Here is a 21455-nt window from a genome sequence, read left to right on the forward strand (position 1 = left end):
CCCTACATAGGGGCATGACCAAGCCCCGCCCGCGCGTCGCGCTCTTCGTCACCTGCCTGGTGGATCTCTACCGGCCTTCCGTCGGCTTCGCGGCGATCAAGCTGCTGGAACAGGCGGGCTGCCAGGTGGAGGTGCCCTCCGTCCAGACCTGCTGCGGCCAGCCGGCCTATAATTCGGGGGATCGCGCCACGGCGCGCGACCTCGCCCGGCCGGTGATCGATGCCTTCCTGCCCTATGACTACACGGTGGTGCCCTCAGGCTCCTGCGGCGGGATGATCAGCCACCATTACGCCGGGCTCTTCGACGATTCCGACCCCTATTACCGCGGCCGGGCCGAGGCGCTGGCCGCCAAGACGCATGAGCTGGTCTCCTTCCTCACCGATGTGATGGGGATGGCAGCGGTGGCCGCGCGCTATGAGGGCATCGTCACCTACCATGATTCCTGCTCGGGCCTGCGCGAGCTCGGCATCAAGGCGCAGCCGCGCAAGCTGCTCGCGGGCGTCGAGGGGGTTGCGATGCGCGAGATGGCCGAGCCCGAGACCTGCTGCGGCTTCGGCGGCACCTTCTGCGTGAAATACCCCGAGATCTCGACCCGCATGGTCGGCGACAAGGTGAAGGACATCCAGGCGACGGGGGCGGATACGCTGCTCGCCGGCGACATGGGCTGCCTGCTCAACATGGCCGGCAAACTCAAACGTGAGGGCGTGCCCGTGCGCGTGCGCCATGTGGCGGAGGTGCTGGCGGGCATGACGGGCGATGTGGCGCCCATCGGCGTCGCGCCAGAGGCGCGCGGAATAGGCATGAAGGGATAAGACGATGGTCCATCTCACCTCGCCCGCCTTCAAGCAGAACGCCTCCCGCGCCATGGCCGATCCCGGCCTGCAGAAGGCGCTCGCGCGCTCCAAGGCGTCGTTTCCCGGCAAGCGCACGGCGGCCGTCGCGGCCCTGCCGGAATTCGAGCGGCTGCGCGAGATCGGGCGCGACATCAAGAACCACACGCTGGCGAATCTGGACTGGTATCTCGAGACCTATGCCGCGAATGTCGAGCGTGCGGGCGGCGTGGTGCATTGGTGCTCCACGGCGGATGATGCCCGCGCCACGGTACTCGAGATCTGCCGCAAGGCGGGGGCCAAGACCGTCACCAAGGGCAAGTCGATGATCTCCGAGGAGCTCGGAATCAACGACCACCTTGAGACGCATGGCATCATCCCGGTCGAGACCGATCTCGGCGAATACATCCTGCAGCTCCGCAAGGAACCGCCCAGCCACATCATCGGCCCGGCCTTCCACCTCAACCGCGAGGATTGGGAGGAAAGCTTCCGGGAGATGCACACGGATCTGCCGAAGGACCGTGTCTTCGCCGAGCGGCGCGACATCATGACCGAGGCGCGCACAAGGCTGCGCGCGAAATTCCTCGCCGCCGATGTCGGCATCACGGGGGCGAATTTCCTGATCGCCGAGACGGGCTCTTCCGTCATCGTCACGAATGAGGGCAATGGCGACCTGACGCAGACGCTGCCGCGCGTGCATGTCGTGCTCGCCAGCATCGAGAAGATGGTGCCCACATTGGAGGACGCGACGAGCCTGCTGCGCCTGCTCGCGCGCTCCGCCACGGGGCAGGATTTTTCCGTCTACACCACGTTCTCCACCGGAATCCGTCGCCAGGGCGACGCGGATGGGCCGGAAGAATATCATGTGGTGCTGATCGACAACGGCCGTTCCAACATGATCGGCACGGATTTCCAGGAAATGCTCCGGTGCATCCGCTGCGCCGCCTGCATGAATCATTGCCCGGTCTATGGCGTCACTGGCGGGCATGCCTATGGCTGGGTCTATCCCGGCCCGATGGGCAGCGTGCTGACGCCCACGCTCGTCGGCGTCGACAAGGCCGGGCATCTGCCCAACGCCTCCACCTTCTGCGGCAAATGCGAGAGCGTCTGCCCGGTGAAGATCCCCCTGCCCAAGCTGATGCGCCATTGGCGCGAGCGCGAGTTCGAACGCCACCTGACCCCCGCCACCCAGCGCAGCAACCTCGCCGCCTGGGCCTGGGTGGCGAAGCGGCCCTCGCTCTATCGCGTGGCCAGCAGCCTCGCGACCCGCGCGCTGGGGCTGATCGGGCGCGGCAAGGGCAGCCTCTCCTCCCTGCCGCTCGCCGGCGGCTGGACGGCGGGGCGCGAATTGCCCCTCCCCGAGCCCGGCGGCACCTTCATGCAGCGCTACGCGAAGCAGCAGCGGGAGCGCCGCGGATGAGCGAGGAGGCCGAGCGCGTGCATGGCTACCGCTTCCCCGGCAATGCGCCCTCGCGCGCCGCGCCGCGGCCGAGCGGCACGCTGGAGGAGATCCTGGCGGGGCTGAACGCGCCGCAGACGGAGAACCGGATCGACGCCGATTTCGACCGCATCGAACGCGCCCTCGCGCGGCTGGAACAGGCCGTGCGCGAGGCGCTGGAGCAGGACCAGCGATGAGCAAGGACGCCATCCTCGGCGCGATCCGCCGTGGCCTCAAGCGCGGGCCGCTCCCGGCCGACCAGGGCGCGATGCTGGCCGGGCGGCTCGCCAGCCATCCGCGGCATCTGATCCCGGCGCGCTCGCGCCTGCCACGCGCGGAGCAGATCACGCTCTTCGTGAAGAATGTCGAGAAGGAATTCGGCACGGTCGAACGCCTGCCGGATCTTTCCGCCGTTCCCGCCGCGATCACCGATTATCTTGCGGCGCAAAATTTGCCCGCGCGGCTCGTCATGGCGCCGCACCCCGAGCTTGAGGGCATCGACTGGTCCGCCCGTCCGATGCTGGCGCGCGAGGCGCGGCGTGCGCAGGATGGCGACATGGTCAGCCTGCAGCATGCCTGGGCCGGCGTGGCCGAGACGGGCACGCTGTTCTTCCCCTCCGACCCCGCGCGCCCGGCCACGCTGAACCTGCTGCCGGAGACCGAGATCGTGCTGCTGCGCGCCTCGCGCATCGTCGGTGCCTATGAGGAAGCCTGGGACCTGCTGCGGGCCGAGCGGGTGGATCCCCTCACCGGCGGCTTCATGCCGCGCAACCTGATGCTGGTCACCGGCCCCTCGCGAAGCGCGGATATCGAGCAGACGCTGGAACTCGGCGCGCATGGGCCGCGGCGGCTGCACATCCTGCTGGTCGAGGACGACCCCGGCGCCCGCGCCTGACCATGCAGCGGCGCCGCCCGAAGGGCCTGAGCAAGGCGGATCTTGCCCTCTGGCACGCGGTCACGGCCGAGATCCGGCCCCTCTTCGGCCATCAGCGCCCCGCCGCGCCCGAGGCCCCGCCCGCGCCCCCGCCGCCGCCCGCGCCGGTCGCGCACCACAACCCCGCGCCACGGCCGATGCAGGTCAGGCCGCCCGAGATCCGCATCGGCGAGCAGCCCGGCGGGCTCGACCGGCGGCGTTGGCGGGCGCTGAAGCGCGGCGATGAGCGCAGCGAGCGCGTGCTGGATCTGCATGGGCGGCGGGTGAATGACGCCCATGCGGCGCTGCGCCACTTCCTGCAGGATGCGGCGGCCGATGGCGTGCGCTCGGTCACCATCGTCACCGGCAAGGGCCCGCAGCCCGAGGGCGGCATCCTCAAGCGCGAATTGCCGCATTGGCTGAACGCCGCCGATCTGAGGCCGCTGGTGCTCGGCGCGGCGCATCCGCACCCGACCAATTCGGGCGCGGTGAACCTGCTGCTGCGGCGCAAGCGGATTCACAAATGACCCCTTTCGGGGCCCGCCTACGCCAACTCCGCCGGCAGCGCCGCGTGACGCTGAAGGCGATGGCGGCGCATCTCCAGGTCTCCTCCGCCTATCTCTCCGCGCTGGAGCACGGCCATCGCGGACGGCCCTCGGCGGGGCTGGTGCACCAGGTGAACGAGTTCTTCGGCCTGATCTGGGATGAGGCGGGGGAGCTTTCGGAACTCGCCAAGCTCTCCCACCCCAAGGTCAGCCTGGACACGGCGGGGCTGACGCCGGAGGCGACGGCGCTGGCCAATCGCCTCGCGGAGTCGATCCGCAAGCTCAGCCCGCAGACCGTCGCCGCCATGCATGCGCTGCTCGACCGCGAGGCGCCGCCGGAGAAACCCCGGCTGCGCCGCGCAGCGGGCCGGTAGCCTAGAGCAATATGCGTTCAGCTGGGTCGCGGCGCTGCCGCGACGCTGAACGCATTTCTTGCTCTAGATTCAATGATTTCCAGAGCACGAGCTGCGTTCATCAGAACGCAGCGTGCTCTACGACCCGGGCGCGCGCCACCAGCCGCGCTTGCGCGGCAGGGCGGCGGCGGCCGCCTCATCGAGCACGATCGGCGCGACAGGCGGGGCGGCGATGACCTCCGGCGGGGCCGGCGGCGGCGGCACGGGTTCCGGCACCACCTCGGGCGATGCGGCCGGCGGCAATTCCTGCGGAACAGGGGTGGGCGTGGGCTCGGGGGCCGGGGGCGGCGATTCCACCGGGGCCGGGGCCGGCAGCTCCGCCGGAACCGGCGCGGCCGGCGGCGGCGGGGCGGCAGGCTCGGCGGCGGCGGCCTGCTGGGCGCGGCGGCCCATGGCCTCGGCCTCGGCCGCCATCTCGGCGGCTTCCATGGCCTGCATCAGGTCGTCCATCTGCCCGGCGAAGGGATCGGCGGGCGTCGGCAGGCGACGTGGCGCGGCGGCGACCGGCGGCGGGGGGGCCGCGATGATCGGGATCTCGGCCTCGGGCGCGGCCTCGGCCTCGCCCTCCTCGCGCCGGCGACGGCCACCCCGGCGGCCACGACGGCGACGGCGGGCCTGCTCGTCCTCGGTCTCACCTTCCTCGGCACTGGCCTCGGTACCGGCCTCGGCAGGCGCCTCGGCGGCGGTCTCGCCGGTCAGCTCGGCGACAATCTCGCTCGCGATTTCGGCTTCGGGCGATTCGTTCTCCTCGCCTTCCTCGCCCTCATTCTCCTCGGCGCCCTGGCCTTCGAGGGACTGGCCCTCCACCCCGTCGCGCCGGCCGCGACGGCGGCGGCGGCGGCGGCGGCGCTGGCCTTCCTCGGCCGTCTCGCCGGGCGGGCCCTTCGACTCACCGCGCGGTTCGCCCCGGGGTTCACGCCGCGGCGCGGCCTCGGCCTCGGGTGCCGCTTCCTCCGCCTCGGCCTCGATCTCCTCGGGCTCGGCGGCATAGTCCATGCGCAGCGCGGCGGGGCGCTCGGCGATGGCGTCGGGGTTGGCGGCGCGGGTGCGCTCGATGCGCAGCGCGGGGGCGATCAGCGTGTCGTCGGCGGCGAGCAGCACGGCCATGCCGAAGCGGCTTTCGATCTGGCCAAGCCGCTCGCGCTTGCGGTTGAGCAGCCAGAAGGCGACCGGCGAGGGCAGGTGCACCACGATCTCCGCGGCGCGGCGCTTCGCGCCCTCCTCCTCGATCGCGCGCAGCGCCTGCAGCCCGCTGCTCTCGACCGAGCGGACGATGCCGCGCCCGTCGCAATGCGGGCAGGTGACGTAGGCGTGCTCGACCACCGAGGGGCGCAGCCGCTGGCGCGACATCTCGAGCAGGCCGAAATGGCTGATGCGGCCGACCTGGATGCGCGCGCGATCCTGCTTCAGCGCCTCCTTCAGCCGGCGCTCCACCACCGCGTCATGCTTCGCCGAATCCATGTCGATGAAGTCGATGACGATCAGGCCGGCGAGGTCGCGCAGGCGCAACTGCCGGGCGATCTCCTCCGCCGCCTCGCAATTGGTGCGAAGTGCGGTGTCGGTGATGTCGCGGTCGCGCGTCGCGCGGCCGGAGTTCACGTCGATCGCGACCAGCGCCTCGGTCTGGTTGATGACGATGTAGCCGCCGGACTTGAGCTGGACATTGGGCGAATGCATCGCATCCAGCGCCTGGTCCACATTGTAGCGCGCGAAGAGCGGCACGCCGTCGCGCGGGGCGCGGACCTTGGTGGCGTGCGAGGGCATGAGCATGCGCATGAAGTCGCGCGCTTCCTGGTAGGCGTCCTCGCCATCCACCAGCACTTCCTCGACATCCTTGGCGAAGACGTCGCGGATCGAGCGCTTGATGAGGTCCGCTTCCTCATAGATGAGCGCGGGGGCGGTGGAGGCGAAGGTGCGCTCGCGGATGCTGTCCCAGAGCTTGAGAAGGTATTCGCAATCCTTCTTGATCTCGGGCTTGGGCCGCTGGGCGCCGGCGGTGCGCACGATCAGCGACATGCCTTCGGGCAGCTGCTGCTCGTCGATGATCTCGCGCAGGCGCTTGCGGTCGGCGGCCGAGGTGATCTTGCGGGAAACACCGCCGCCGCGCGGCGAATTGGGCATCAGCACCGAGAAGCGGCCGGCGAGCGAGATGTAGGTGGTCAGCGCCGCACCCTTCGAGCCGCGCTCCTCCTTCACCACCTGGATCAGCATGATCTGGCGGCGCTTGATCACTTCCTGGATCTTGTAGTGGCGCAGGAAGCGCGGCGGGATGCGGCGCTCGCGCGCGTCGTCCTCGGTGCTGCCGCCGACCATCTCGGGCGGCGGGGCCTCGGCGGCGCCGATGCTCTCGACCTCCTCGGCGGCGTTGCTGTCCTCGGGGGCCGTTTCCTCGGGGCCGGACTCCTCGGTGGCGACCGGTTCGGCGCTCTCCTCGCCCGGCTCGCCGGCCTGCACGGCGGCGGCCTCGGCGGCGACGGCGGCGACCTCATCCTGCTCCAGGCTCTCGGCGGTCGGCGCGGCATCCTGCTCAAGCACCAGGGCCTGCTCGGCCTCGGCCACGTCGGCGCGGCGCTCGGCGGCGGCCTCGGCCGCATCGGCGGCGGCGGCGGCGGCCTCCAGCGCGGCCTGCAGGCTCGGGTCGCCGGCGCGGGCGGCGTCCTCGGCCTCCTCGCGCTCACGCTCCTCGCGCGCCTCGGCCTGCTGCATCTCGATCAGGCGCTGCCGGTCGGCGACGGGGAGCTGGTAGTAGTCGGGGTGGATTTCCCCGAAGGCGAGGAAGCCGTGGCGGTTGCCACCGTATTCAACGAATGCCGCCTGCAGGCTGGGTTCCACCCGCACGACGCGGGCGAGGTAGATGTTGCCCTTCAGCGGCTTGCGGTTGGCGCTTTCGATGTCGAAGGCTTCGAGCCTGGTGCCGTCCAGCACCACAACCCGGGTTTCCTCGGGGTGGGATGCGTCGATCAGCATGCGCTTGGTCATGGGCGTAGGGTCTCCGCGCCAGGCGGTCGGGGTCTCGGCCCCGCGCGCGACAGGCGGCGAAAGGGGGTGGGGAGGCCCGGGACAAGACGGAGCGGCGGCGTGGAGCTGTCCATGCGGCGGCGATCCGGTCCTCGTCTCGGCGGGCACGCGCGGGGCGCGGCCCTGGTGGGTTTCGGGGGACCGACGCCGCCGCGGGGGAGGGAGTCCCCGAAGGCCGGCCGATCCCGGTTTGGCACGCCAGGCGATGCCCCGGACACCCTTCGCACGGCACCCCCTCGGTATGGCCCCGGGGGATTCCCTGGGGACAGCCGATGGCTGGGGGCGCCGGTCGCAGGCGCAACGGGCGGGTGGCGCGGGCCGGCGCGATATCCGGGGCCGAGGGATCGGTCGGGGATCGTCGCGCCAACGTCTGCCGCACCGGCAGGGGTGGCGTCGCGGCACCTGGCGCAACGCGGCCCGGCACATGACCGGACCCGATGCCAGGACTCAGGCCTGAATTCCCCATGCAGGCCCGCCACGGATCGGGCAGGGTGCAGGCACAGGGGGGCCACGCGAACACGAAGAACCCCGCCGGAGGCGGTCGCCACCGGGGCAGGGCACCATAGGCCGGCTGAGGGGTCTTCACAAGGCGCGGTGTGGCATTCGCGCCATGATACAGCCCAGGGTTGAGGCTGGCTCTGAAGCAAAGGTGGCAAACCCCGCGACGGCCGTGATATTTCTTCCCGAGGTCCTGTCGGGGGACGGGGCCCAGGGGGTTATGTCACCATGCTCGGACGTCGCGGGCTGGCGGGGTTGCTGGCGGGCTTCGCCGCCCTGCCACCACCGGCCCAAGCCGCCGTCACCGAGGCCACGCTCACGCCCCTCGAGGGCAGCGGCGCCCGGCTGACGCTTCGCCTGCCGCCCGGCGCACGCTGGCGCCTGGGCGCGGCCGAGGCGCCGCCGCGCCTGCTGCTCGACCTGCCGGGCCAGCCCTGGCGCGCCGGGCCCCGCCTGCCGGCGGCCGGGCCGGTGCGCGGCGGGCGCCATGCCGGCGGGCAGCTCAGCCTCGACCTCACCGGCCCCGTCGCCATCCGCCGTGCGGCCGAATCCGAGGGCCGGCTGGTGATCGAGATCGCCCCCGGCTCCGCCCCGGGCGCCGCCGCCGCCTTCACCCGCGCCGCCAGCAGCCGCACCCCCCTCGCCGAGGGCGGGCGCGCCGCCACCCTGCCGCTGGTGGTGCTCGACCCCGGCCATGGCGGGCGCGACCCGGGCACGATCGGCGGCGCCGGCACGCAGGAGAAGCGCATCGTCCTGGCCGCGGCCGAGGAACTCCGCCGCCAGCTTGAGGCCGCCGGGCGCTGCCGCGTGGCCATGACCCGCAGCAATGACCGCTTCATCCCGCTCGGCGACCGCGTGGAATTCGCGCGGCGGCGGGAGGCCGCGCTGTTCGTCTCCCTGCACGCCGACAGCGCGCCGGGCGCGCGCGGCGCGAGCGTCTATACCCTGGGCGAGGGCAGCGACCCGCTGGCCCTGGCCCTGGCGCGGCGGGAGAACCTGGCGGACCGCGCCGGCGGGCTGCGCCTGCCCTCCGTCTCGCCCGAGGTGCAGGCCATCCTTCTCTCGCTAATGCGGGCGGAGACGCGGGCGGGTTCGGCGCGCATGGCGCGGCTGGTGGTGAGTGAGCTGGGGCAGGACGTGCCCCTGCTGCCCAACACCCATCGCCAGGCCGGATTCCTGGTGCTGAAGGCGCCCGAGATCCCCTCCGTGCTGGTCGAGATGGGCTTCCTCTCCAACCCCCAGGATGAGGCCGCGCTGCGCCGGCCCGAGCATCGCGCCAAGGTGGCGCGCGCCCTGACCCGGGCGATCAACGCCTGGCTGGCCCGCGCCGGCCAGCCCGAGGCGCTGGCGGCGGCGGGATAATCCGACCCCGCTTGTGGGATTCCTGCGCCGCGGCGTCTTCCCACCCTTGACCCTGCGCCGCGACGTGGCATGTCCGGGGCATCATGGATCTCCCCATCCCCGTTGAGGCCTCCCCGAGGGCCGGCGCCGCCCGGCCGCGCCTGGCCGTGGTCCTGTTCAACCTCGGCGGGCCCGATGCGCCGGAGAGCATCCGGCCCTTCCTGGTCAACCTGTTCACCGACCCCGCCATCCTGCGCGTGCCCGGCTGGGTGCGCCCCTGGCTCGGCCGGCTGATCGCCTGGCGCCGCACCAAGCCGGCCAGCGAGAACTACGCCTTCCTTGGCGGCAAGTCGCCGCTGCGCGAACTCACCGAGGAACAGGCGGCCGCCCTCGAATCCCGGCTTTCCGCGGATGGCGAGGCCGAGGTGAAGCTGTTCATCGCCATGCGCTACTGGCACCCGATGAGCGACGAGACGGCGCGCGCGGTAAAGGCCTGGGCGCCGGACGAGATCATCCTGCTGCCGCTCTACCCGCAATACTCCACCACCACGACCGGCAGCTCCGTGGCCGAGTGGGACCGCGCGGCCGCCAAGGCCGGGCTGAAGGCGCAGACCACCACCGTCTGCTGCTTCCACTCCGACCCCGCCTTCGCCGACGCCACGGCGGCGATGGTGAAGGACGCCTATGTGAAGGCGCGCGCGGAACTCGACCCCGCCATCCATCTGCGCGTGCTGTTCAGCGCCCATGGCCTGCCCGAGAGCATCGTCACCGCCGGCGACCCCTATCAATGGCAGGTCGAGCAGACGGTGGCGCAGGTGGTGGCGCGGCTCGACCTGCCCGATCTCGACCACATCGTCTGCTACCAGTCGCGCGTCACGCCGCAGAAATGGATCGGCCCCTCCACCGAGGATGAGCTGGAACGCGCCGGCCATGACAAGGTGGCGGTGCTGGTGGTGCCCATCGCCTTCACCTCCGAACATTCGGAAACCCTGGTCGAGCTCGACATCGAGTATCGCGAGGAAGCCGAGAAGCTCGGCGTGCCGGCCTATTTCCGCTCGCCGGCGCAGAATTCCGATCCCGGCTTCATCGGCGCGCTGGCCGATCTGGTGCGCGCCGCGCGGCGGCGCCGGCAGGCGGAGGGGCGCAGCCTGTGTTCCTTCGCCGGCGCCCGGCAATGCCCCAAGCCGCACAAGGATTGCCCCCATGCCCGCGCCGGCGCCCGCGCGCCGCAGGAGAAGGAAATGGCGGGTTGAGCCGCAAACCTCCTGCCGCCGTCCTGTTCGACTGCGACGGCGTGCTGGCGGATACCGAGGCGATGCACAACCGCATCATGGCCGAGGAGATCACCGCGCTCGGCTGGGAGATGGATGCGCAGACCTGCGAGCGCCTGTTTATCGGCCTCTCCTGGGAAGGCATCCTGCCGAAGCTGCATGACCGGCTCGGCCCCGACGCCGTGCCGCCGACCTTCCTGGACGACCTCGTGCGCCGCGTCATGCACGCGCTGAACGAGGAAGTCGTGCCGATCCCGGGCGTGCTGGGCGCGCTGGACGCCATCCTGGCCGCCGGCATCCCGGTGGCGGTGGCGAGCAATTCCTCCCGTCCCGAACTCGCCACCAAGCTGCGCCAGATGGGCCTTGTGGACACCTTCCGCGGCCGCGCCTTCAGCCGCGACGATGTGGACCGGCCGAAGCCCGCCCCCGACATGTTCCGCGCCGCCGCCGAGGCCTGCGGCGTCGCCGCGCAGGACTGCGTGGTGGTGGAGGACAGCGTGACGGGGGCCCGGGCCGGCAGGGCGGCGGGCTGCCGCGTGCTCGGCTACGGCCATGGCGCGCATCAGGCGGCGCTGGCGGCGGTCGGCGCCGAGCCCTTCGGCGACATGGCCGACCTGCCGGCGCTGCTTGGCATCACGGAGGCCGTGGCAAGGTGACGCTGGATTTCCTCGCCCCCTGGTATGTCTGGACGAAGTCGCTGCACCTGATCGCCGTCTTCGCCTGGATGGCGGGGCTGTTCTACCTGCCGCGGCTCTATGTCTACCACATGCAAGTGCCGGTGGGGGATGTGCGCTCCGAACTGTTCAAGGTGATGGAGCGGCGGCTGCTCAAGGCGATCATGAACCCGGCGATGATCGCCGCCTGGATCTTCGCGATCCTGCTGATCCTGACGCCGGGCGTGGTGGATTGGCGCGGCGGCTGGTGGCACCTGAAGCTCGCCGCGGTGCTCGGCATGACCTGGTTCCACATGGATCTGGCGAAGGCGCGCAAGGCCTTCGCCGCGGATGGCCGCCCGCGCACGGAACGCGGCTGGCGCATCATGAACGAGGTGCCGACCTTGCTCATGATCCTCATCGTCTTCATGGTCATCGCCAAGCCCTTCTGAGCAAGCCGGGGGGCGCGCGGCGGAGCCGATGATGCGTCACCTCCTGCTTCCCCTTCTCCTGCTGCCGATGCTCCTCGCCCCGCCCGCCGGGGCCGAGCCCGCGCGCCATGCGAGCCGGATGGTCGCCACCGCCAGCCCGCACGCCACCGCGGCGGCGCTGGCCACGCTGCGCGCCGGGGGTGGCGCGGTGGATGCGGCCATCGCCGCGCAGGCCGTGCTCTCGGTGGTCGAGCCCCATGCCAGCGGGATCCTGGGCGGGGCGCTGCTGCTCGTCTGGGACCCGGCGCAGGGCCGGCTGCGCTTCTATGAGGGCATCGCCAGCGCGCCCGCCGCCAGCCCGGCCTCGCTGGTCGAGGGCGGGCTGCGCGCCGCCGCCGTGGAGCGCAGCGGCCGCGCCGTTGCGGTGCCCGGCGCCATCGCGGCGCTGGCCCTGGCGCATGGCCAGCATGGCCGCCTGCCCTGGGCGGGGCTTTTCGCGCCGGCCATCGCCCTGGCCGAGCAGGGCTTCCCCCTGCCGCCCTACCTCGCGCAGGTGCTGCGGAACCGCGCGGCGGAGCTGCGCGCCGTGCCGGCGCTCCGGGCGCTGTATTTCGACCCCGACGGCACGCCCAAGCCGGCCGGCGCGCCGCTGCGCAACCCCGACCAGGCGGCGGCGCTGCGCCTGCTGGCGGCGGAGGGCCCGCGCGCCCTGCATGGCGGGGCACTCGGCGCGGCGCTGCTGGCCAGCACGGCCGCGCATCCGCTGCCCGGCTGGATCACCCCGGCCGACCTCGCAGCCTATCGCGCGGTGGAGCGCGACCCGCTCTGCGCCGAGATCCTCGGCCGGCGCATCTGCACCGCCGCCCCGCCGGCCTCGGGCGGCCTCGCGGTGCTGCAGACGCTGGCCATCGGCGAGCGCATCGGCCTGGCGCAGGCGCCGCCCGGCAGCGTGGCGGCGACGCATCTCTTCCTCGAGGCCAGCCGCCTGGCCCGCGCCGATCGCCGCCATTGGGTGGGCGACCCGGACCGCGTGGCGGTGCCGCTGGCGGGGCTGCTCGACCCGCTCTACCTCGCCGGCCGCGCCGCGCTGGTCGCGCCCGACCGGGCGATGGCCGAGGCCGAGCCCGGCCTGCCGCCGCAGCGCCACGGCGCCTTGCCCCTGCCCCTGCCCCTGCCCGGCGACCCCATGGCCGAGGCGGCGACGACGCAGGTGTCGATCCTGACGGCGGGTGGCGAGGCGCTGGCCTTCACCACCACCAACAACCTCAATTTCGGCGCCGAGCTGGTGGCGATGGGGGCCAGCCTCAACAACGGGCTGACCAATTTCGCCACCCTGCCCGGCCCGCCCGGCCGCCTCGCGCAGAACCGGCTGGAGCCGGGCAAGCGCCCGGCCACCACCATGGCGCCCAGCATGGTCTTCGGCGCCGATGGCCGGCCCGAGATCGTGCTCGGCGCCGGCGGGGGCGCGCGCATTCCCGATGCGGTGGCGGCGGCGCTGCTCGCCTTGCTGGTCGAGGGGCGCGACGCCTTCGAGGCCACGGCCCGGCCGCGCTTCGGGGCGCAGAACGGCGTGGTGGAGCTGGAGCAGGGCACGGCGCTGGCCGGCCAGGCCGCGGCCCTCACCGCGCTCGGCCATGCGCCGCGGGTCGTGCCGATGAACACCGGCCTGCAGATCGTCCGCCGCCTGCCCGATGGCCGGCTGGAGGGCGCGGCCGATCCCCGGCGCGACGGAGTCGCGGCCGGGGAGTAGCCGGGCGCGCTCAGTCGAACTGGATGTTCGCGCGGCGAATGACCTCGGCGTACTTCGCCGCGTCGCGCCGCAGCAGCGCGGCCGCGTCGGCGCTGCTTCCTCCGCCGGGGATGAAGCCGGCCTCGGCCACGCGGGCGCGCAGGCCGGGTTCGGCCAGCACCTTGTTCACCGCCGCCACCCAGCGCTCGCTGACCGCGCTCGGCAGGCCGGGCGGGCCCATCACCATGTACCACACGGCGGCATCGAAGCCGGGGAAGCCGCTCTCCGCGATGGTCGGCACGTCCGGCAGGGTGGGCACCCGCGCGGGCATGGTGGTGGCCAGCGCGCGCACGCGCCCGGCGCGGATATGCGGCAGGTAGGTCGGCAGCGTGTCGATCGCGATGTCGATGCGCCCGGCCAGGATCTCGTTCACCGCCTGCCCCGTGCCCCGGAAGGGGATGTGCTGCATCGTCAGCCCGGCATTGAAGGAGAGCAGCTCGCTCGCGAGGTGCTGCTGCGTCGCGACACCGGAGGAGGAGTAGTTGAGCTTGCCCGGATTGGCCCGCGCATGCGCGATGAACTGCCCGATCGTCTGCGCGGGCGAGCTCAGCGGCACCACCGCCACCAGCGGCACCGTGCCGGCCAGCACCACCGCGGTCTGGTCGGCGATGATGTCGAAGGGCGGCGGCTTCATCGTCGGCGGTACGACGGCCGAGGCGCTGACGGTGGTCATCAGCATCTGGTAGCCATCGGGCCGCGCGCGCGCATTCTGCGTCGCGGCGATGGTGCCCGAGCCCCCGGCGCGGTTCTCGATGGCGATGGCCTGGCCGAATTCCTCCTGCAGCGCAGGCTGCAGCAGGCGGGAGATGATGTCCGTGCCCCCGCCCGGCGCGAAGCCCACCAGCAGCGAGATGGTCCGCGAAGGATAGGGCGCGCCTTGCGCGTGCGCGGGGAGCGGCAGCGCGCCCGCCCCCGCGGCCACCATCAGGGACCGGCGTGACAGCATGGTTTCCTCCAACCTTCCTTGGTTGGCGGCAGGATGGCGCGCGCTTACCGCCCCGTCCAGTTGGGCGCGCGCTTGCCGAGGAAGGCCGCGACACCTTCCTGGAAGTCCTCGCTGCCGAAGCACATGGTGACGAGGTCGTCGCCATGGATCACGCCATTGGCGAGGCGCAGGCGCTTCAGCGCCACCTTCGTCGCCGTCAGCGTGCGCGGCGCGAGGGCCGCGATGTGTTCGGCCAGCGCCATGGCGCGCGCCTCCAGCGCCTCGGGCGTCTCCAGCACTTCCGTGACGAGGCCGAGGGCGAGCGCTTCCGGCGCCTCCACCAGCCGCGCGGTGAAGACCAGCTCCTTCAGCCGGGCCGGGCCGATCAGCGCGGCGAAGCGGGAGTAGTTCGCCATGGAGAGGCAATTGCCGAGCGTCTTGGCGATCGGCACGCCGAAGCGCGCATTGGCGGCGGCGATGCGCAGGTCGCACACGCCCGCGATGCCAAGCCCGCCCCCCGTGCAGGCGCCCGCGATGGCGGCGATGACGGGCTTGGGGCAATCCTCGATGGCGGAAAGCACGCGGTCGATCCGCTTCTCGTAGTCCAGCGCATCCTGCCCGGTCTTGAATTCGGTGAACTGGCTGATGTCGGTGCCCGCCGCGAAGGCCTTGCCGCCGGCGCCGGTGATGACCCAGGCGCGGATGGCGGGGTCGGCGGTGACCACTGCGGCCTGCTCGACCAGCCCCTCATACATGGCGAAGGTCATGGCGTTGCGGGCTTGCGGGCGGTTGAGCGTGGTCCAGGCCACCTGGCCGCGCAGCTCATGCAGGATGTCGGGCATCATCGTTCCTCCGGATGGCCCCCTTGTGCCGTGCCCTGGCCACGCGCGACAAGACGCCCCTCCGGAGGACCCGCCAATGCGCATCGTCAGCGTCAAGCAGGGCATCGCGCCCATCGCGAGTGACATCGCCAACGCCTATATCGATTTCTCGAAGATGACGGCGTCCATCGTCGCCGTGACGGTGGAAGGCGAGGGTGGCAGGCGCGCCACCGGCTATGGCTTCAACAGCAATGGCCGCTACGCCCAGCCCGGCCTGCTGGCCGAGCGCTTCATCCCGCGCCTGACCGAGGCCAGCGAGGCGCAGATCACCGCCGCCGACGGAAGGCTCGACCCCGCCGGCGCCTGGGCCGCGATGATGAAGAACGAGAAGCCCGGCGGGCATGGCGAGCGCTCCGTGGCCGTGGGCGTGCTCGACATGGCGCTTTGGGATGCCGCGGCGAAGCTCGAGGGCCTGCCGCTGTGGAAGCTGCTCGCCAACCGCTTCAATGGCGGCGTGGCGGATGAGGCGGCCTGGGTCTATGCGGCGGGCGGCTACTACTACCCCGGCAAGGGCGTGGACCAGCTGCTCGAGGAGATGAAGCGCTATCTCGGCATGGGCTATGCCACGGTGAAGATGAAGATCGGCGGCGCGCCCGGCACGCCCCTGAAAGAAGCACTGGCCGAGGACATGGCGCGCATCACCGCCGTGCTGAAGCTGCTGGGCGGCGACGGGTCGAAGCTCGCGGTCGATGTGAATGGCCGCTTCGGGCTGCACGCCGCGCTGACCTATGCCGCCGCCCTCGCGCCGATGAACCTGCGCTGGTACGAGGAACCGCTCGATCCGCTGGATTTCTCGACCCACGCGACCCTGGCCGAGCATTACGGCCCGCCGATTGCCACGGGCGAGAACCTGTTCTCGATGCTCGATTGCCGCAACCTGATCCGCCATGGCGGGCTGCGGCCGGACCGCGACATCCTGCAATTCGACCCCGCACTCTCCTATGGCCTGGTCGAGTATCTGCGCACGCTGGAGATGCTCGCAGGCCATGGCTGGTCGCGCCGGCGCTGCGTGCCGCATGGCGGGCATCAATTCGCGCTGAACATCGCCGTCGGCCTCGGCCTCGGCGGCAATGAGAGCTATCCGGAGGTCTTCGCCCCGTTTGGCGGCTTCGCGGATGACGTGCCCGTGGTCGAGGGGCGCGTGAGGATGCCCACGATCCCGGGCATCGGCTTCGAGGCGAAGAACGCACTCCATGCGGTGCTGAAGACGCTCGACTGAGTCACCTGTTCAGCCAGGCCGGCGCGGCTTCCTCCGCGCCGGAGGGCAGGCGCGCGGCGGGATCCGCGGCGAAGGCCAGGATGTCGCCCACCACCACCGCGCGGTTGTTGCCCGCCAGCAGCAGGTGGAAGCCCTCCGCATAGACGCCGAGCCGGATCGGCGCCCCGGGCGGGATGCTGCGCAGCGCCGCGCGGGTCGGGCGCGGCGGCACCACGGAATCCTGCGCGCCATAGAGCAGCAGCACCGGCACGCGCACCCCGCCTGCGCCCAGGCAGCAGCCGGGCAGCGCCGGGGCGGCGGCGTCCATCAGATCCACCAGCCCCATCGCGGCATCGACGCGCGTGCGCCGCAGCACCAGCGGGTCGCGCGCCAGGCGGCGCAGGGCGGCGTCATTGTCGCTGGCGACCACGCCGCCCACCCCGCCGCCGAAGGACATGGCCGGCATGGTCCGCCCCGCCAGCCACAGCCCGCCGCGCATCAGCGCGTTCATCTGCGCGCGCGACCACAGGGCGGGGGCGAGCAGCACATAGCGATCCACGGGGGGCGCATGCCCGGCGGCGAGGATGGCGACGGCCCCGCCCATGCTCTCGCCCAGCAGCACCAGGGGCAGGCTGGGATGCCGCGCGCGCAGCAGCGTGGCGAGGCTCGCCGCATCCTCCGCCAGCGTCTCCGCCCCCGCCCAGTAGCCGCGATTCGGCGCGCGACCGAAGCCGCGCTGATCCGGCGCATAGACCAGCACGCCGCCGGCCTGCAGCGCCGCGATGCTGTCGGCGAGGAAGTTGCCGCCATGGTCGTTGAAGCCGTGCAGCGCCAGCATCACCGCGCGCGGCGGGCTCTCGGGCGCGAAGACCCGGAAGGGCAGGCTCGCGCCATCGGCGGCGATCATCGCGCCCTCCGTCAGCCGCGGCGGGCCGAGGCTCGGCCCGGCCGGCATCACCACCGGGGCGCAGGCGGTGGCGAGCAGCAGCAGGAGCAAGGCGAGCCGGCGCATGGGCCCGAGGTAGCGCGCCGCGCCGGGCTGGTCCATCGCGGCCGGTGCCCCTATGTTCCGGCCGAAGATTGCAGGAGATGCCCGATGCGCGATGCGCGCCAGACCGGCTACACCCCGGTCGCCCTGCCCGGCGTGACGCCGGAGGAGAGGATCGAAGTCACCAGCCGCGCCGTGGGCTGCGATGGCGGCGGCGGCGCGCTGGGCCATCCGCTTGTGTATCTGCGGATCGAGGACAAGCAGGTGACCTGCCCCTATTGCTCGCGCACCTATGTGCTCGCGGATGGGGCCGGTGACGACCACCATCACTGACGGCGCCGACCCCGTCGCGCCGGTCGCGCCGGGGCAGCAGCGCCTGATCCTGGTGGATGGATCGGGCTACATCTTCCGCGCCTTCCACGCCCTGCCGCCGATGACGCGGCCCGATGGCACGCATGTGAACGCCGTCTTCGGCTTCACGCAGATGCTCTCGCAATTCCTGGCGCGCAATTCCGCCACCCACATCGCCGTGGTCTTCGACACGGCGCGCACCACCTTCCGCAACGAATTCTACCCCGACTACAAGGCGCATCGCCCCGAGCCGCCGCCCGAGCTCGTGCCGCAATTCGCCCTGATCCGCGAGGCGACCGAGGCGCTGGGCGTGGCGCAGGTGGAGCAGCCGGGCTTCGAGGCCGATGACCTGATCGCCGCCTATGCGCGTGAATTCGTCGCACAGGGCGGCCAGGTCGCCATCGTCTCCTCCGACAAGGACCTGATGCAGCTGGTGCGGCCGGGCGTGGAGATGCTCGACCCCATCAAGCAGAAGCCGATCCGCGAGGCCGAGGTGCTGGAGAAGTTCGGTGTCACGCCGGACAAGGTGGTGGAGGTCCAGGCGCTGGCCGGCGACAGCACCGACAATGTCCCCGGCGTGCCGGGCATCGGCATCAAGACCGCCGCCCAGCTCATCAACGAATATGGCGACCTCGAGAATCTTCTGGCGAACACCGCCAGCATCAAGCAGCCCAAGCGGCGCGAGGCGCTGGAGCAGAACGCCGAGAAGGCGCGCATCAGCCGCCGCCTCGTGATGCTCGACGCCAACGCGCCGCTGCCCTTGCCCGTGGAGGCGATGGCGGTGCGCGCGCCGGCCCAGGCAACGCTCGAGAAATTCCTGCGCGAGAACGGCTTCCGCAGCCTGCTCGCGCGCCTCGGCCTGGGCGAGGCCTCGGCCGTCACGCGCCAGGCACCGCGCGCGCCGAGCGAGGCGCCCGCGCCACCGCCCGAGGCCGCGCCCTTCGGCCCCTATGAAACCGTCACGACGCTCGACGCCTTACAGGGCTGGATCGCCGAGGCACGCGCCGCCGGCGTGATGGGCTTCGACACGGAGACCGACAGCCTCGATGCGCTGAAGGCCAATCTCGTCGGGTTCTCGATGGCCATCGCCCCGGGCCGCGCCTGCTACGTGCCGCTGCGCCATGAGGGCAGCGGCGACCTGATGGGCACGGGCACGCCCGAGCAGATCGGCTTCGACGCGGCGCTTGCGGCGTTGAAGCCGCTGCTGGAAGAACCCGCAGTGCTGAAGGTGCTGCACAACGCGAAATACGATCTGGAAGTGCTGCAGCGCGCGGCGAATGGCGGCATCGATGTGGCGCCGATCGACGACACGATGCTGATCTCCTACGCCATGCATTGCGGCCGCACCGGCCACGGCATGGATGAACTCTCCCGCGAGCATCTCGGCCATCTGCCGATTCCCTTCGACAGCGTCACCGGCACCGGGCGCAACCGCATCCCCTTCAGCAAGGTGGCGCTCGACAAGGCCACGGCCTATGCGGCGGAGGATGCGGACGTCACGCTGCGGCTGTGGCATCTGCTCAAGCCGCAGCTGCGCACCGCGCCGGCGCTGGCCCTCTATGAGCAGGTGGAGCGCCGCATGGTCGGCGTGCTGCGCGACATGGAGATCGCCGGCATCAAGGTGGATGGCGCCGAGCTTGCCCGCATCGGCGAGGATTTCACCGAGAAGCTGGGTCGCTACGAACGCGAGATCCACGAACTTGCCGGCCGGCCCTTCAATGTCGGCTCGCCCAAGCAACTCGGCGAGATCCTGTTCGACGAGCAGAAACTGCCCGGCGGCAAGCGCAGCAAGCTCACCGGCGCCTGGGGCACGGATGCCTCGGTGCTGGAGGAACTGGCCGCGCAGGGCCATGCGCTGCCGCGGCGCGTGCTGGATTGGCGGCAGATCGCCAAGCTGAAATCCACCTATGTGGACGCGCTCGCCCAGGCGCAGGATGCCGAAGGGCGCGTGCACACCGATTTCGCCATGGCGGTGACCTCCACCGGGCGGCTCTCCTCCTCCGAGCCCAATCTGCAGAACATCCCGATCCGCACCGAGGAAGGCGCGCGCATCCGCCGCGCCTTCGTCGCGCGCGAGGGGCATCTGCTGGTCGCCGCCGACTACAGCCAGATCGAGCTGCGCATCCTGGCGCATGTCGCCGACGTGCCCGCGCTGAAGGACGCCTTCGCGAAGGGCCAGGACATCCATTCCCGCACCGCCGCCGACATCTTCCACCTGGCGCCGGAGGCCGTGGACAAGGAAGCGCGGCGGCGCGCCAAGACGATCAATTTCGGCATCATCTACGGCATGTCCGCCTTCGGCCTCGCCGCGCGGCTCGGCATCGGGCCGGGCGAGGCGCGCGCCATCATCGACGCCTATTTCGCGCAATATCCCGGCATCCGCGCCTGCATGGAGAAGCTGAAGGAGGATGCGCGCACGCGCGGCTATGTGGAATCGCCCTTCGGCCGCAAGCTCTGGATCGCCGACATCGCCTCCAAGGATCCCGTGCGGCGCGGGGGCGCGGAGCGCGCCGCCATCAACGCGCCCTTCCAGGGGGGGGCGGCCGAGGTGATCAAGCGCGCCATGGTGCGCCTGCCGCGCGCGCTGCGCGAAGCCGGGCTCGGCGCGCGCATGCTGCTGCAGGTGCATGACGAACTCGTCTTCGAAGTGCCGGTGGCGGAGCGCGAGGCCACCGCCGCGCTGGTGAAATCCGTGATGGAGAATGTGGCGCAGCTCTCCGTGCCGCTCGGCGTCGAGGTCGGGCACGGCGCCTCCTGGGCGGAAGCGCATTGAGCACCGCAACCCTGCCGCTGCCCGCGGAGTCGGGCTGGAGTGCGGCGGAGCGGCGCACGCTGGGCGCGGTGGGCCTGGCGCATGCCGTCAGCCACCTGCACATGCTGGTCTTCGCGCCGCTGTTTCCGCTGCTGCGCGAGCAGCTTGGCGTCAGCTTCGTGGAACTTGGCCTGGCCATCACGGTGTTCAGCCTGGTCTCCGCCTTCACCCAGGCGCCGATGGGCTTCCTGGTCGATCGCATCGGCCCGCGCCGCGTGCTGACGGCAGGGCTGGTGCTGGGCGGCGCGGCCTATGCGGGTTTTGCGTTCTTCGGCGGCTATCCCTGGATGATCGCGGCGGGCGCGATCGCGGGGCTGGCCAATGCGGTCTATCACCCGGCGGATTACGCGCTGCTCAACGCCGGCATTTCCGGCACGCGCATGGGCCGCGCCTTCTCGCTGCACACTTTTGCGGGCTATCTCGGGGGGGCGGCGGCGCCGGCCTTCATGCTCGGGCTCGTGGCGCTGGTCGGCGTGCAGGGCGCGGTGTTCGGCGCGGGGCTGATCGCCTGGATCGCGGCGCTGGCCGTCTGGCTCTTCTGCCCGCGCGACGCGCGCAACCCTGCCGCCAAGGCGAAGGGCAGCACGGCGCGCGTGTTCAGCCCGGCGATCATCGGGCTCACCGGCTTCTTCGTGCTCATCGCGCTCAGCATCGGCGGCATGAACGGCTTTGCCGTGGCAGCGCTGGTGGCGAGCGGCGGGCTCTCGCTGGGCCTCGCGAGCATCGCGCTCTCCGGCTTCCTCACCGGTTCGGCGGTGGGCGTGCTGCTCGGCGGCGGGCTGGCGGATCGCTTCCGGCGGCACGGCTTCGTCGCGGCCGCGGGCTTCGCGATGGCGAGCCTGCTGACGGCGATCATCGCGCTGGTGCCGATGCCGGGCATCCTGACCGTGATCGTGCTGACGAGCGCGGGCATCATGTCCGGCCTGTGCATGCCCTCGCGCGACATGATGGTGCGCGCCGCGGCACCGCCGGGCCAGGCGGGCGCGGTGTTCGGCGTGGTCTCCACGGGCTTCAACATCGGCGGCGTGATCTCGCCGGTGCTGTTCGGCTGGCTGATGGATGCGGGGCAGCCATCGGCGGTCTTCCTGCTCGGCGCCGCCTTCATGGCGGTCACCGCGCTCGCGGCCTTCCTGCCGGAGCTGCGGCGCGCGCCGGGATAA

The 21455-nt window shown here is 71.9% G+C and carries 19 protein-coding genes; 15 read left to right on the top strand and 4 right to left on the bottom strand.

The window, feature by feature from the left end; genetic code table 11:
• Window positions 1-14 precede the first annotated feature (14 nt).
• Genes AC2D9U_RS08415 through AC2D9U_RS08440 form a run of 6 tightly spaced genes read left to right on the top strand, consistent with a single transcriptional unit; the run spans window position 15 to window position 4100 of the window.
• Entirely contained in the window at window positions 15-812 is a 798-nt protein-coding gene (locus tag AC2D9U_RS08415) for a (Fe-S)-binding protein (protein ID WP_484748026.1), read from the top strand.
• Between the two features lie 4 nt (window positions 813-816).
• Window positions 817-2250 carry a lactate utilization protein B gene (locus AC2D9U_RS08420; protein WP_484748027.1) on the top strand — a complete coding sequence of 478 codons (1434 nt, stop codon included), beginning with the start codon at window positions 817-819 and terminating at the stop codon, window positions 2248-2250.
• Entirely contained in the window at window positions 2247-2465 is a 219-nt protein-coding gene (locus tag AC2D9U_RS08425) for a hypothetical protein (RefSeq protein WP_484748028.1), read from the top strand. The genes AC2D9U_RS08420 and AC2D9U_RS08425 overlap by 4 nt, the downstream gene beginning before the upstream one ends.
• The gene (locus tag AC2D9U_RS08430; RefSeq protein WP_484748029.1) at window positions 2462-3163 is read left to right on the top strand and encodes a LutC/YkgG family protein; all 702 of its coding nucleotides are present in this window, start codon (window positions 2462-2464) and stop codon (window positions 3161-3163) included. The genes AC2D9U_RS08425 and AC2D9U_RS08430 overlap by 4 nt, the downstream gene beginning before the upstream one ends.
• Before the next feature lie 2 nt (window positions 3164-3165).
• Entirely contained in the window at window positions 3166-3708 is a 543-nt protein-coding gene (locus AC2D9U_RS08435) for a Smr/MutS family protein (RefSeq protein WP_484748030.1), read from the top strand.
• The gene (locus tag AC2D9U_RS08440) at window positions 3705-4100 is read left to right on the top strand and encodes a helix-turn-helix domain-containing protein (RefSeq protein ID WP_484748031.1); all 396 of its coding nucleotides are present in this window, start codon (window positions 3705-3707) and stop codon (window positions 4098-4100) included. The genes AC2D9U_RS08435 and AC2D9U_RS08440 overlap by 4 nt, the downstream gene beginning before the upstream one ends.
• Before the next feature lie 117 nt (window positions 4101-4217).
• On the opposite strand, the gene AC2D9U_RS08445 is transcribed toward AC2D9U_RS08440, so the two are convergent.
• The gene (locus AC2D9U_RS08445; protein ID WP_484748032.1) at window positions 4218-7118 is read right to left on the bottom strand and encodes an Rne/Rng family ribonuclease; all 2901 of its coding nucleotides are present in this window, start codon (window positions 7116-7118) and stop codon (window positions 4218-4220) included.
• A 765-nt stretch (window positions 7119-7883) separates the two neighbouring features.
• Between AC2D9U_RS08445 and AC2D9U_RS08450 the strand changes: the two genes are divergently transcribed.
• The 5 genes from AC2D9U_RS08450 (at window position 7884) to AC2D9U_RS08470 (ending at window position 13101) form a co-directional block, all read left to right on the top strand.
• Window positions 7884-9017: an N-acetylmuramoyl-L-alanine amidase family protein gene (locus AC2D9U_RS08450; protein WP_484748033.1), complete on the top strand. Its 1134-nt coding sequence runs from the start codon at window positions 7884-7886 to the stop codon at window positions 9015-9017.
• An 83-nt stretch (window positions 9018-9100) separates the two neighbouring features.
• The gene (hemH, locus tag AC2D9U_RS08455) at window positions 9101-10249 is read left to right on the top strand and encodes a ferrochelatase (RefSeq protein ID WP_484748034.1); all 1149 of its coding nucleotides are present in this window, start codon (window positions 9101-9103) and stop codon (window positions 10247-10249) included.
• The gene (locus tag AC2D9U_RS08460; protein ID WP_484748035.1) at window positions 10246-10923 is read left to right on the top strand and encodes an HAD family hydrolase; all 678 of its coding nucleotides are present in this window, start codon (window positions 10246-10248) and stop codon (window positions 10921-10923) included. Before hemH ends, AC2D9U_RS08460 begins: the two co-directional genes overlap by 4 nt.
• Complete coding sequence (gene hemJ / locus AC2D9U_RS08465; RefSeq protein WP_484748036.1) at window positions 10920-11372, top strand: protoporphyrinogen oxidase HemJ; 453 nt, start codon at window positions 10920-10922, stop codon at window positions 11370-11372. Before AC2D9U_RS08460 ends, hemJ begins: the two co-directional genes overlap by 4 nt.
• A gap of 31 nt (window positions 11373-11403) precedes the next feature.
• Window positions 11404-13101 carry a gamma-glutamyltransferase family protein gene (locus AC2D9U_RS08470; RefSeq protein ID WP_484748037.1) on the top strand — a complete coding sequence of 566 codons (1698 nt, stop codon included), beginning with the start codon at window positions 11404-11406 and terminating at the stop codon, window positions 13099-13101.
• Between the two features lie 10 nt (window positions 13102-13111).
• On the opposite strand, the gene AC2D9U_RS08475 is transcribed toward AC2D9U_RS08470, so the two are convergent.
• Both AC2D9U_RS08475 and AC2D9U_RS08480 read right to left on the bottom strand, forming a co-directional pair.
• Window positions 13112-14086 (bottom strand): Bug family tripartite tricarboxylate transporter substrate binding protein, encoded by a 975-nt coding sequence (locus AC2D9U_RS08475; RefSeq protein ID WP_484748038.1) that lies wholly within the window; start codon window positions 14084-14086, stop codon window positions 13112-13114.
• Window positions 14087-14130: 44 nt separating this feature from the next.
• Window positions 14131-14907 carry an enoyl-CoA hydratase/isomerase family protein gene (locus AC2D9U_RS08480; RefSeq protein ID WP_484748039.1) on the bottom strand — a complete coding sequence of 259 codons (777 nt, stop codon included), beginning with the start codon at window positions 14905-14907 and terminating at the stop codon, window positions 14131-14133.
• A gap of 76 nt (window positions 14908-14983) precedes the next feature.
• On the opposite strand from AC2D9U_RS08480, the gene AC2D9U_RS08485 reads away from it, so the two are divergent.
• Complete coding sequence (locus AC2D9U_RS08485) at window positions 14984-16165, top strand: enolase C-terminal domain-like protein (RefSeq protein ID WP_484748040.1); 1182 nt, start codon at window positions 14984-14986, stop codon at window positions 16163-16165.
• A 1-nt stretch (window position 16166) separates the two neighbouring features.
• Here AC2D9U_RS08485 and AC2D9U_RS08490 read toward each other — a convergent pair whose 3' ends face one another.
• Window positions 16167-17192: an alpha/beta fold hydrolase gene (locus AC2D9U_RS08490; protein ID WP_484748041.1), complete on the bottom strand. Its 1026-nt coding sequence runs from the start codon at window positions 17190-17192 to the stop codon at window positions 16167-16169.
• 48 nt (window positions 17193-17240) lie between these two features.
• Here AC2D9U_RS08490 and AC2D9U_RS08495 point away from each other — a divergent pair, with 48 nt between their 5' ends.
• Genes AC2D9U_RS08495 through AC2D9U_RS08505 form a run of 3 tightly spaced genes read left to right on the top strand, consistent with a single transcriptional unit; the run spans window position 17241 to window position 21455 of the window.
• Window positions 17241-17465, top strand: a complete 225-nt coding sequence (locus AC2D9U_RS08495) for a zinc-finger domain-containing protein (protein WP_484748042.1) — start codon at window positions 17241-17243, stop codon at window positions 17463-17465.
• Window positions 17437-20256 carry a DNA polymerase I gene (polA, locus tag AC2D9U_RS08500; protein ID WP_484748043.1) on the top strand — a complete coding sequence of 940 codons (2820 nt, stop codon included), beginning with the start codon at window positions 17437-17439 and terminating at the stop codon, window positions 20254-20256. The genes AC2D9U_RS08495 and polA overlap by 29 nt, the downstream gene beginning before the upstream one ends.
• Window positions 20253-21455 (top strand): MFS transporter, encoded by a 1203-nt coding sequence (locus AC2D9U_RS08505; protein ID WP_484748044.1) that lies wholly within the window; start codon window positions 20253-20255, stop codon window positions 21453-21455. Before polA ends, AC2D9U_RS08505 begins: the two co-directional genes overlap by 4 nt.

Source organism: Roseomonas sp. TF40, assembly GCF_057219975.1.